The sequence below is a fragment of the Arthrobacter sp. 35/47 genome, from assembly GCF_000520475.1.
GTDB classification, from domain to species: domain Bacteria; phylum Actinomycetota; class Actinomycetes; order Actinomycetales; family Micrococcaceae; genus Arthrobacter_D; species Arthrobacter_D subterraneus.
The window spans coordinates 16,264-27,691 of sequence record NZ_KI914618.1 but is presented as its reverse complement, the minus strand read 5'-3'; the positions used below and the strand labels follow the sequence as shown (position 1 = coordinate 27,691).

Below are 11,428 nucleotides of genomic sequence, written 5' to 3'. Positions count from 1 at the left end.
GCGGAGGGGGTTCTTCCTGTCTATCGGGCCTCGGGTGAGGAGGCCGGCTCTGCGCTGCGCTGCCCGGGGGGCGAACCGGGCGACTACGCTTCTACGACGCTCTGCGCCTTCTCGGTCAGCCTGGAAGTCTCATCCTGCCACTCTGAAGTCTGCGGCCGGAGAGTGCTCTCGACGGAACGGGCGTGGTGCCCGCAGAAGAGAAGCTCACCACCGGAGGACTGAAGGACTGCGCGCACATACGCCTGGGCTCCGCACCGGTCACAACGGTGCAGCGCGGTCAGCTCACGGGTTGCTGTAGCTGTGGTCATGGATGCCTCCTTAGTGGTTCCTGTAGTTCATATAACCACTATTCGTCGCCGTTTCTTCGCAGGCTGGGTGTGCTTTCGCTGAGCGCGTACGTCCGCGGGCAGGGCTGAAGATCATCCGGAGAGCCCGGCACGCCTGCGGTTCTTAGCGCGCACAAGGGAATATGCTTGGTGAGGCGCGCCGCCCCCGGCCGCAGTTCCGCCTGAGACAGACCGCAATCCCAAGGAGTTTCCAAGGAAGTGGCCCCCAGCTCTGAATACACAGCCCGCCATCTTTCCGTACTCGAGGGACTTGAGGCGGTACGCAAGCGCCCCGGAATGTACATCGGATCCACCGACTCACGCGGGCTGATGCACTGCCTGTGGGAAATCATCGATAACTCCGTCGACGAGGCGCTCGCCGGGCACGGCCAGAACATCACCGTCATCCTCCACGCTGACGGCTCGGTTGAGGTGCACGACGACGGCCGTGGAATACCGGTGGACGCGGAACCCAAGACAGGGCTCAGCGGAGTCGAGGTGGTCTTCACCAAGCTGCACGCCGGCGGAAAGTTCGGTGGCGGCTCCTACACCGCCTCGGGCGGCCTCCACGGTGTCGGCGCGAGTGTGGTCAACGCGCTCTCCGCCCGGCTCGACGTGCAGGTGGACCGGGGAGGCAAGACGTACCAGATGTCCTTCCGAAGGGGCGAGCCGGGGCGCTTCGCGGACGGAAGCAAGCCCTCACCGACAGCAAAATTCGCCCCGTTTGTAGACAGCTCCCGCCTCGAAGTGGTGGGCTCTGCCAAACGGGGAGTGACCGGGACCAGGATCCGGTACTGGGCGGACCGCCAGATCTTCACCCCCGACGCCAAGTTCTCCTACGAGGAACTGCAGGCCCGTGCGCGCCAGACATCATTCCTCGTGCCCGGACTGCGCCTGACGCTGCGGGACGAACGCGCCCTGCCCGGCACCGACGGGGTGGTCGAGGAAGTCTTCCAGCACGACGGCGGCATTTCCGAGTTCGCTGAATTCCTCGCCATTGATCACGGGGTCACCGACGTGTGGCGCCTGCAGGGTTCCGGCCGGTTCAAGGAATCCGTGCCCGTTCTCGACGAGCAGGGCCACAGCCGGATCACGGAGATCGAGCGTGACTGCGAGGTGGACATCGCGCTCCGCTGGGGCATCGGCTATGACACAACGGTCAAGAGCTTCGTCAATATCATCGCCACGCCCAAGGGCGGAACCCACCAGACGGGCTTCGAGCAGGCACTGCTGAAAACCTTCCGTAAAGCAGTCGAATCCAACGCGCGCAAGCTCAAGGCGGGTAACGACAAGCTGGAGAAGGACGATGTCTTCGCCGGCCTCACCGCTGTCCTTACCGTACGCCTGGCTGAGCCGCAGTTCGAAGGCCAGACGAAGGAAATCCTTGGAACCTCGGCGGTACGGGCGATCGTGGCGAAAGTGGTCGAAACGCAGATCCAGGCCCGGCTGAGTTCCCCGGCGCGCGGAGACAAGGCCCAGGCGGCTCTCCTCCTTGAAAAGGTCGTCGCCGAAATGAAGTCCCGCGTGTCCGCCCGGGTGCACAAGGAGACCCAGCGCCGGAAGAACGCGCTGGAGACCTCCTCCATGCCCACGAAGCTGGCCGACTGCCGCATTGACGACTCCGACCGCTCCGAGCTTTTCATCGTCGAGGGTGACAGCGCGCTGGGAACAGCCAAACTGGCCCGCTCCTCCGATTACCAGGCGCTGCTTCCCATCCGCGGGAAAATCCTGAACGTGCAGAAGGCCTCGGTCGGTGACATGCTCTCCAATGCCGAGTGCGCCGCACTGATCCAGGTGGTCGGTGCCGGCTCGGGCCGCAGCTTCCAGTTGGATGCTGCCCGCTACGGCAAGGTCATCCTCATGACTGACGCCGATGTAGACGGTGCGCACATCCGCACCCTGCTGCTCACGTTGTTCTTCAGGTACATGCGCCCGCTCGTGGATGCCGGCCGGGTCTTCGCCGCTGTCCCGCCGCTGCACCGGGTTGAAATCCTCAACGCAGGCAGCAAGGCCAACGAGACCGTCTATACCTACTCCGACCAGGAGCTGCATCGGCTGCTTGCCACCCTCGAACGGGAGGGCAAACGCTACAAGGAGCCCATCCAGCGCTACAAGGGGCTGGGGGAGATGGACGCGGGACAGCTGGCGGAAACCACCATGGATCCCCGCCACCGCACGTTGCGCAGGGTCCGAATCCAGGAGGCCGAAGCGGCGGAGCGGGTCTTTGACCTGCTGATGGGCAGTGATGTCGCTCCGCGGAAGGACTTCATTGTTGCTGGAGCAGCGTCCCTTGACCGCGAGCGGATCGACGCCTAACCGGGAAAGCTCCTGCAGCGGCGGCCCCAAGGAAGCCCGAAGGAATCAGCCGAGCAAGCCGGGGGCTATCAGCAGCGCTGTCGGAACGGTGAGCAGCAGGGCCGAGGTTCCCAGCGCCGCGAACTGCTGGACGGGGGAGAGCGGCTGCTGTGGCTGCAGCAGGCGGCGCAGCCGGTGAACAGTCGGGAGGGAGCCTTCCTCGGGGTCGGATTCGGGGTCCATTCCGGTGTCGGACGGCTCCGGCGTCTCGGTACCCGGACCGTGCCGCCCGGTAGCGACCACGGCGATGGCGCCGACCAGGGTTTCATGGTCCACCTGTTTGACCGCCACATCATCGGCCAGCATCTCGATGAGTTCGTTGACCGCGCGCTGGGCCAGCCGCGACGTCGGGAGCCAGGGGAGTGCGGCACGCCATGCCGCGAATGCCCACAACAGCAGGTGATGCCGCTGGCTCAGGTGGGCCCGTTCATGCAGGAGCACTGCCCGCAGTTCCTCGTCCGAGAGCAGGCCCATCAGGCCGTCCGAGAGGACCGTCACCGAGCGCGCCCCTCCCGGAAGGCAGTAGGCAACGGGTGACGGGTGCTTGATCACGAGAGTGGAGGGGCTGGTGCGTGACGGTGAGCTCAGCAGGTTCAGCAGATTGCGGTGCCGGCGCCTTTGAGCCCTGATCCGGGCATAGGTGATGAGCAGCGTGAAGACAAGATGCGCGGTCAGCAGGCTCGCCGCACTGAGGGCAAAGACGTGGACCAGGCCCAGGGTGTCCGCCGGCCGGTTGTTCACCATCACGTCCCACAGCCCGCGCAGCGCCTGAAGGAGATTGTCTCCGAGAGGTTCCAGGCCCCAGACCAGCATGGCGCCGATCATCGAGAGACCGCCGGCCAGCGCGATGGCCTGCCACAGGATCATCGCTGTGAACGGCGAGCGTGAAGGCCACTGGGCCCGTGACAGCGCGATCGGCGCAGGCCACGCCAGGACCACGGCAAGCGCGGCCAGGAAGTGGGAGGCCCAGAACATGGGAGGCTAGCTGCTGCCCAGGAGCCGTCGGAGGGTGCGGGCCTCGCTCTCGGAAACACTGCCGATGAACCGGGCGAGCACTGCCTCACGGTCAGGGGCCGTCACCAGTACCTCATGCATGAGTTCAGCGGTGTGGTCTTCGCGGCTGGTCACCGCGCGGTAGCGGTGAGGGCGGGTGTCCCGTTCACGCTCCACCAACCCTTTTTTCTCCAGCCGGGACAGTACGGTCAGCACAGTGGTGACCGCGAGTTCCTTGCCCTCCGTGGTCCCCTCCGGCGCAAGGGCCAGAGCATCACGAAGAGCATTGGCGGTCATGGCCTCCTGGGTGCCCCACAGCAGGTCCATCACTGTGCGTTCGAGTTCACCGAGCGTGGCCATTCTTATTCCTTTGTTGAGTTCCCGATGCCGGCCGACGGGTGTATTGCGATGCAATCCCGGTACCGGCAACTCCTAATCTACAACTTTTTCGCGCAAGGTTCTACGCCATGTAGAAGTGGGGGGAAAAGTTGTTCTACGATGTGTAGAAGAAATCTTTCTACAGCCTGTAGAAAACTTGCTGTAGCCCTGTTCCGGATGAATAGAGGACCCGTGGAAGCACTCGAGATTGCCCGGTGGCAGTTCGGCATCACCACCGTCTACCACTTCCTGATGGTTCCACTGACGATCGGACTGGGTCTTCTCGTCGCCGTGATGCAGACCCTGTGGTTCCGGACCGGCCAGGAACACTACCTGCGCATGACGAAGTTCTGGGGGAAGCTGTTCCTCATCAACTTCATCATGGGCGTGGCTACCGGTTTGGTGCAGGAATTCCAGTTCGGGCTTGCCTGGAGCGAATACAGCCGGTTTGTCGGGGACGTCTTCGGGGCACCGCTGGCCATGGAGGCGCTGTTGGCCTTCTTCGTCGAATCCACCTTCCTGGGCCTGTGGATCTTCGGGTGGCAGCGGCTGCCCCGCATCCTCCACCTCGGCTCCCTCTGGGCGGCGGTCCTGGCCTCCGTGTTCTCCGCCTACTTCATCATCGTTGCGAACTCCTGGATGCAGCACCCGGTCGGCGTGGAACTTGTGGACGGACGTGCCCGGATGGTGGACGCCTGGGCGGTTTTCACCAATAACACCGCGCTGGTTGCCTTCACCCACACGGTGTTCGGCGCCCTCGCCGTAGCGGGCGGTTTCCTTCTCGGCATCGCCTGGTACCACCTCTGGAAGCGGCGCCGGGACGGCCTGGACACGGTCGACGACGACGGCGCGGTGATCATCGGCGGAGACTCCACCCGTTCGCGCGGAGTTATCGACCACCGCGTCTGGCTGCGCTCGGCACGCATCGGCGCCGTCGTCGCGCTTGTCTCCTTCGCCGGAACCGCGGTTTCCGGGGATCTGCAGGCAAAGTTGATGTTCGAACAGCAGCCCATGAAGATGGCGGCAGCGGAAGCGGCCTGCCACGACGGCACGGGTTTCTCGGTCCTCTCGGTCGGCAACCTCGGCTCGCAGGACTGCGATGACATTGTCGCGGTCTTCGAGGTGCCGGGCCTGCTGTCCTTCCTGGCCAACGGCGATTTCACCACCGAGGTCAAGGGTGTCAACACCCTCCTGCCGGAGTACGAGGAGAAGTACGGCAAGACCCTGCCCGATGACCCCATCTACGGCGAGCGCGCCGGCATGACCATCGACTACCTGCCGGTCATGGAGGTCACCTACTGGGGCTTCCGGATCATGATCGGGTTCGGCGGGCTGGCGGCCTTCGCCGCACTGGTGGCCCTGTGGATCCTGCGGAAGGGGACGGTCCCCGAATCGCGCTGGCTGATGCGTTTGGCCGTCTTCGGGATCCTGGCGCCGTTCGGAGCCAACTCGGCCGGCTGGATCTTCACGGAGATGGGGCGCCAACCGTTCGTCGTCGCTCCAAATCCGGATCCCAGCGGCATCGACGGGGTATTCATGTTCACGGCGGCGGCAGTGTCACCGGGGGTTTCCCTGGCGGAACTCGTCTTTTCGCTGATCGCGCTCACAACGGTCTACGCGGTGCTGCTGGTTGTCGAAGTGAAGCTGCTGGTCATCTACGTGCGGGGCGGGGTTGCCTCCGCCATGCCGGAGCTGGCCGAGAAGCACGACGACGACGGTGGCCCGCACGGAAAGGACGACGACGATGTCCTCGCCTTCGCCTACTGAGCCTTTGCCTACTGAGCCTTTGGCTGGTGGGTCCCCATCTGCCGAGCCCTCACCTGGTCACCTGCCGAATCGGCTCCCGTCCCGCGGAAAGGAACCCCGCGCATGACCGACATGCTTCCCACCCTCTGGTTCATCCTGATCGCCGTGCTGTGGACGGGCTATCTCTTCCTTGAGGGCTTCGACCTCGGCGTGGGCATGCTGATGAAACTGTTCGCCCGGACCGACCGCGAGCGGAGGGTGCTCCTCAACACCGTGGGACCGGTCTGGGACGGCAACGAGGTATGGCTGGTCACCGCCGTAGGGGCAACCCTCGCGGCTTTCCCGCTCTGGTACGCCTCGCTGCTCTCCACGCTTTACCTGCCGTTCGTCTTTGTATTGCTGGCCCTCATCTTCCGTGCCGTTGCTTTTGAGTACCGCGGGAAGATGAACAGCGAGCGCTGGCGCGGGCATTGGGACCGGGCGATCTTCCTCGGCTCATTCACCTCCGCGGCCGGGATCGGCGCAGCGCTCGCCCTGACCACCACCGGCCTGCCGCTCAACGAAAACGGGGACCGGGTGGGCGGGCCGTTTGCGTGGCTGACGTTCGACGCGCTGCTCGGCGCGGCCGCCGTCGTCCTCTTCTGCCTCGCCCACGCGCTGGCGTTCCTGGTCCTCAAGACTGACGGTCCCATCCGGGAGCGGGCGCGGCGCCTGCTGGTGAGGCTGCTGCCGTTCGCGCTGGTGCCGCTGCTCTTCTGGGCGGCGAAGATCTACGTTGCCGGTGGAACGGTGTGGACCGGGCTCGCCCTTCTCCTCGCGGTGGCGGCTGCCGCAGCCTCGTGGTTCGCCGAGCGGTCCTCCCGTGACGGGTGGGGTTTTCTCTGGCTGGGCGTGGCGCTCGCGTCGTCGCTGGCCTGCATCTTCGGTTCCGTGTATCCGGTGGTGCTGCCTTCAACGATCAGCGAGGCGTTCAACCTCACCGTGGTGAACGCTTCCAGCTCGCCGTACACCCTCGGCCTGATGAGCATCGTCGCCGCGCTCGGCGTTCCGCTGGTGCTCGCCTACCAGGGGTGGACGTACTGGGTCTTCCGGAAACGGGTCACCGAGCAGAGCATCCCGGACGCCCACTCGGTAATCCCGCTGTGATCGAGCGGTTCCTGGCCAGGGGCCCTGCCGGCACCGCTGTTCCGGCCGCGCCCATCTACATCCTGGGTATTCTTGCCGCGGCCAAGGCAGCCGGCCTGGTCCTGGTCGCGGAAGCCCTTGCCCGGGGCATCGCAGCGCTCGCCGCCGGTGTTGTGCCGGGTACGGACCTCCTCTGGCTGGGGCTCGCAGGGGCAATGCTCCGCGCTGTCGCCGCCTGGGCGCAGCAGGGCACTGCCCAGCGCCTGGCGCACGGGGTGAAGGAACGGCTGCGCCGCGAAGCTCTGGAGCGCGTACTCGCCGACGGCGGCCCGCCGGGCGCCACATACGGGACCGGTGCGCTCAGTGTGCTGCTCACACGCGGCCTGGACGGGCTCGACAAGTACCACACCCAGTACCTGCCGGCTCTGATCACGTGCGCGGTGGTTCCGCCCCTCGTCGGGGCGCGGATCCTGGCCGCTGACTGGGTGAGCGCCGTCGTCATTGTCCTCACCATCCCACTGATCCCGGTCTTCATGGTGCTCATCGGCTGGCATACCCAGGACCGGACAGCCGAGGCCCGAGCGTCGCTGGACCGGCTCTCCGACCACCTGCTGGAACTGGCCCGGGGGCTGCCGGCGCTGGTGGGGCTGGGCCGTGCCAGCGCCCAGACCCGTGCGCTCCAGGACATCGGCGCCGGCTATTCGCGGCGGACGATGGAAACCCTGCGGGTCGCGTTCCTGTCCTCGCTGGCTCTGGAGCTCATCAGCACCATCTCGGTCGCCGTCGTCGCCGTGTTCGTCGGGGTGCGCCTCATCCATGGTGAGGTGGGGCTCGAGGTCGGGTTGCTCGCCCTCATCCTCGCGCCCGAGTGCTACCTGCCCCTGCGGGATCTCGGCGCTGCGCACCACGCAAGCGACGACGGCCTTGCGGTAGGGCGCAGCGTCCGGACGATCATCGATGCGCCCGCCGCCGGCTGGACAAGGGTACCTACCTTGGGCGGGACAGAAGCCGCCCGCACACAGTACGACGGCGGTCCCGCCGGTGCGCAGAACCTCACCCTCCGGTTCGACAGCACGGAGGCGCCCCTGGTGAGTGGTCTCAGCTTCACACTGGCCCCCGGGTCAGTTACCGCCCTGCGCGGCCCCAGCGGCTCGGGGAAGTCCACGCTCATGGGCCTGCTCGCGGGAGTGCGGCAGCCCGGGCTGCAGGTGGAAGGGACAGTCCAGCCGCTTCCCGGACGGCTCGCGTGGGTGCCCCAGCACCCGGAGCCGCTGATGGGCACTGTCCGTGAGGAACTCGCCTTCTATGCCGCTCGCGTGCCCGGCGCCGAACCCCGTGAAGAGTCCCTCGCCGCGGCGCTGGTAGCGGTAGGCGGCCCGCAGCTGCTCGGCAGGTCCACGGGGGAACTCAGCCCCGGCGAGCTGCGACGCCTCGCGCTTGCGCGCGCACTGCTGCGCCTGGGGCCGGACGGCGGAACCCTCCTGCTCGATGAGCCGACAGCCCACGTCGACGAGGCCACCTCGGACACCATCCGGGACACTGTTCGACGGCTGCGCGGGACCGTGACCGTGCTCCTCATCGCGCACGATGAGGCAACAGCCGCGCTCGCCGACACCACCATTGACCTGGGAAATCCGGTCCGGGCGGCTGGGTCTGTAGAGCACACCCATCGGGTGGGCGTATCCGGCAGCAACGCGGGCGAGGCAGCGCTCTGTCCGCCCGCCCGCTTGGAAGAGGACGGGCAACGGGAGCGTCCTGAGCCGGCCGACGCGCGGGCCTTGCCCCAGCGGTCCGGCGCGAACAGCAGGCTCCAGCCCGGCGGCGGGAATCTCGGCACCGGTCTGCGGACGGCCCTACGTGCGCTTGCCCTGGTGCGTCCCTGGTCGCCGCGGTTCCTGGCGGCCCTGGCGTTCGGGACGGGCTCCTCCGCCTTCGCCGTCGCACTCACAGCGCTCTCGGGCTGGCTGATCGTCCGCGCGTCCGAGCAGCCGCCCATCCTCTACCTGCTCGCCGCCATTGTTGGAGTGCGCTTCTTCGGCATCGGCCGGTCGTTGCTGCGCTACTGCGAGAGGCTCTGGCTGCACGACAGTATCCTTCAGAGCGCCGACAGCATCCGGGTCCGGCTGTGGCAGACGCTGCTCGGCAGGGCGGAGTCCTGGCGTTCTCTCTCCCGTGGTTCAGGCGGCATCGAACGCCTCGTGGGTGATATCGACGAGTTGCGGGACACGGCTGCGCGGGCAGTCTTCCCTCCGCTCACTGCCGTCTTCACCGGCATTGCCTCACTGGTCACGACGGCGCTGCTCCTGCCGTCAGCTCTCGGCTGGCAGCTCTTCGGGACCCTGGTGGGGTTACTGGCCGCACCGGCCGCCGCGCTGCTCGCAGAACGCAGGGCGGGAGCGGCGGGAATCGCGCTGCGGGCGGCCTCCCTCGCGGAAACCACCGGCCTGCTGCGGGCTGCGCGTGACGTCAGCGTGAACGGGCTGTCCCACAGGGCACTGGACCGCCTGGCGCAGCTGGAACACCGCGCAGCCCGCGGTCTGCGGCGCACCTCGTGGGCCGCCGGCATCGGACAGGCGCTCGTCATCCTCGGCTGCACCACCGCCGCGATCGCGATCCTCACCGGTGCGGGCGGGCAGTCCGCCGAGGTGGTGGCCGTCGTCGTCCTGATGCAGCTTGCGCTCATCGAGCCGCTGGGGCTCGGCGTGTCCGCCGTCCAGCAGTGGGCGCCCTTCGGAGCAGTTGCGGGGCGGCTCGACGAGCACCTGGAAGACACTTCCGCGCAACGGCCGGTCGACCGTTTCCCTGAAGCGGAAACGGTGTGCGAAGCCGGGGCGCCGGCGCTGGCCCTGGTCGATGCCGCAGTCGGCTACGAGCCCGGCGTCGACGTGGTCCAGGGTGTGACACTCGAGATCCGCAAAGGTTCCTGGACGGCGCTGACGGGCCCTTCGGGGAGCGGCAAATCCACGCTGATCGGAGCACTGCTCGGCTTCCTGCCGCTCAGCCGGGGCAGGTTCCTGGCCGCGGCCGAGGCTCACGGACCGGCGCACGTTCCGGTCCGGCCCGCCTGGTGCCCGCAGGATGGCTACCTGTTCGATTCGACAGTGCGGGCGAACCTGCTCCTCGCCTGCGCCGATCAACCGGCGACCGAAGACGACCTCTGGCGCGTCCTGGAGGCCGTCGGGCTGGCGGACACGGTGCGGCGGCGCGGCGGGGGCCTGGAGGCCAGGATCGGAGCCGGTGGGAGCAGGCTGTCGGGCGGTGAGCGGCAGCGTCTTGCGGTGGCCCGCGCACTGCTTACACCGGCGCCGGCCCTGATCCTCGATGAACCCACAGCGCACCTCGATTCCGACGGCGCCGCCGGGCTCCTGCGGGACCTGCGTGCCGGCCTGGGCGAACGCCCCGTACTGCTTGTCACGCATGACCGGGCGGAGGCACTGCGCTGTGACACCGGCGTCGAGCTTTCCGCCGGTGGCCAGGGCAATCACCTACGCTGGGAGCATGCCTACTCCTGAGCTGACACCAGCCGACCAGCAGCTGAGCTGGCGGGCGATCACGGACGCGGACATCGACGGCTGGGAGGCCCTGCTGCGCCGCATGGCCGGGGAGGACAAGCCGGACTGGATCGAGCAGCGCGCCGATCTCGAGGAAGTGCTGCACGCGTCCAAGAACAATCCGGCGCTGGACACGGTGATGGGTTTCGACACCGCTGGAATACCGCGCGCCTTCGGTCGGATCAGTGCCAATGCAGGGTCCAGCCTTGCGCACGCCTTCGGCGGGGTTGACCCTGCATGGCGCCGCCGTGGAATAGGCCGCGCCGTCCTTGAGTGGCAGATCGAGCGGACCCGCAGGCGGTTCGCTGACGCGGGGATCACGGGAGGTGTGGTCCGCACCTACGTCGAGGAAAGCAACACCGGCCATCAGGCGCTCATGACGGCTGCCGGTAACACCATCGTGCGCTGGTTCACGGAGATGACCAGGGGCCTGGCCGCTGACATCCCCGAAGTGGAGCTGGATCCGGAATTCGAAATCGCCACCTTCAGCGACGATCTCTCGGAAGCCGTGCGCCTGGCCCACAATGAAGCCTTCCAGGACCACTGGGGAAGCGAACCCCGCGACGAGGAAAGCTGGTACTACACGGTGACCCACCCCGAGTTCCGGCCGGACTGGAGCCTCGCGGTGATCGATTCCTCATCGGGTGAGGTCGCCGCCTACCAGATCGCCAGCTACGACCCGGAGTCCAGGGACCTGGTGGGACACAGCGAAGGCTATACCGATCTGCTGGGGGTCAGGCGCGCCTGGCGCGGTCGGCGGCTTGCGCCGGCACTCCTCGCCGAAGCGATGCGCAGATTCAAGGCCGACGGCATGGAGAATGCCGGGCTCGGCGTGGACACCGAGAACCCGTCCGGCGCCCTCGGACTGTACGAACGCCTGGGCTACACCCCTACCCGCCGCTCGATGGCGTTCGAGCGCAGTCTCTGAAGCCGCCGGGATCCGGGCATCCGCCC

General features: G+C 67.2%; 8 protein-coding genes. 5 read left to right on the top strand and 3 right to left on the bottom strand.

The window, feature by feature from the left end:
* Window positions 1-83: 83 nt before the first annotated feature.
* Window positions 84-308: a DUF7455 domain-containing protein gene (locus tag X803_RS0114980; RefSeq protein ID WP_026545766.1), complete on the bottom strand. Its 225-nt coding sequence runs from the start codon at window positions 306-308 to the stop codon at window positions 84-86.
* Between the two features lie 237 nt (window positions 309-545).
* Here X803_RS0114980 and X803_RS0114975 point away from each other — a divergent pair, with 237 nt between their 5' ends.
* On the top strand, window positions 546-2,642 hold the full coding sequence (locus X803_RS0114975; RefSeq protein ID WP_026545765.1) for a DNA gyrase/topoisomerase IV subunit B: 2,097 nt from the start codon (window positions 546-548) through the stop codon (window positions 2,640-2,642).
* Between the two features lie 45 nt (window positions 2,643-2,687).
* Here the strand turns inward: X803_RS0114975 and X803_RS0114970 are convergent, their stop codons facing one another.
* Window positions 2,688-3,656, bottom strand: coding sequence for a M56 family metallopeptidase (locus X803_RS0114970; RefSeq protein ID WP_026545764.1), 969 nt, complete (start codon window positions 3,654-3,656; stop codon window positions 2,688-2,690).
* A gap of 6 nt (window positions 3,657-3,662) precedes the next feature.
* Window positions 3,663-4,034: a BlaI/MecI/CopY family transcriptional regulator gene (locus X803_RS0114965; RefSeq protein WP_026545763.1), complete on the bottom strand. Its 372-nt coding sequence runs from the start codon at window positions 4,032-4,034 to the stop codon at window positions 3,663-3,665.
* A gap of 210 nt (window positions 4,035-4,244) precedes the next feature.
* Here X803_RS0114965 and X803_RS0114960 point away from each other — a divergent pair, with 210 nt between their 5' ends.
* The 4 genes from X803_RS0114960 (at window position 4,245) to X803_RS0114945 (ending at window position 11,402) form a co-directional block, all read left to right on the top strand.
* Window positions 4,245-5,819 carry a cytochrome ubiquinol oxidase subunit I gene (locus tag X803_RS0114960; RefSeq protein WP_026545762.1) on the top strand — a complete coding sequence of 525 codons (1,575 nt, stop codon included), beginning with the start codon at window positions 4,245-4,247 and terminating at the stop codon, window positions 5,817-5,819.
* Window positions 5,820-5,921: 102 nt separating this feature from the next.
* Window positions 5,922-6,944, top strand: a complete 1,023-nt coding sequence (gene cydB, locus X803_RS0114955) for a cytochrome d ubiquinol oxidase subunit II (RefSeq protein WP_026545761.1) — start codon at window positions 5,922-5,924, stop codon at window positions 6,942-6,944.
* A complete protein-coding gene (cydD, locus tag X803_RS0114950) occupies window positions 6,941-10,435 on the top strand; it encodes a thiol reductant ABC exporter subunit CydD (protein WP_051470799.1) in 3,495 nt (1,164 codons plus the stop codon). The genes cydB and cydD overlap by 4 nt, the downstream gene beginning before the upstream one ends.
* Entirely contained in the window at window positions 10,422-11,402 is a 981-nt protein-coding gene (locus X803_RS0114945; protein WP_051470798.1) for a GNAT family N-acetyltransferase, read from the top strand. Before cydD ends, X803_RS0114945 begins: the two co-directional genes overlap by 14 nt.
* Window positions 11,403-11,428: the final 26 nt, after the last annotated feature.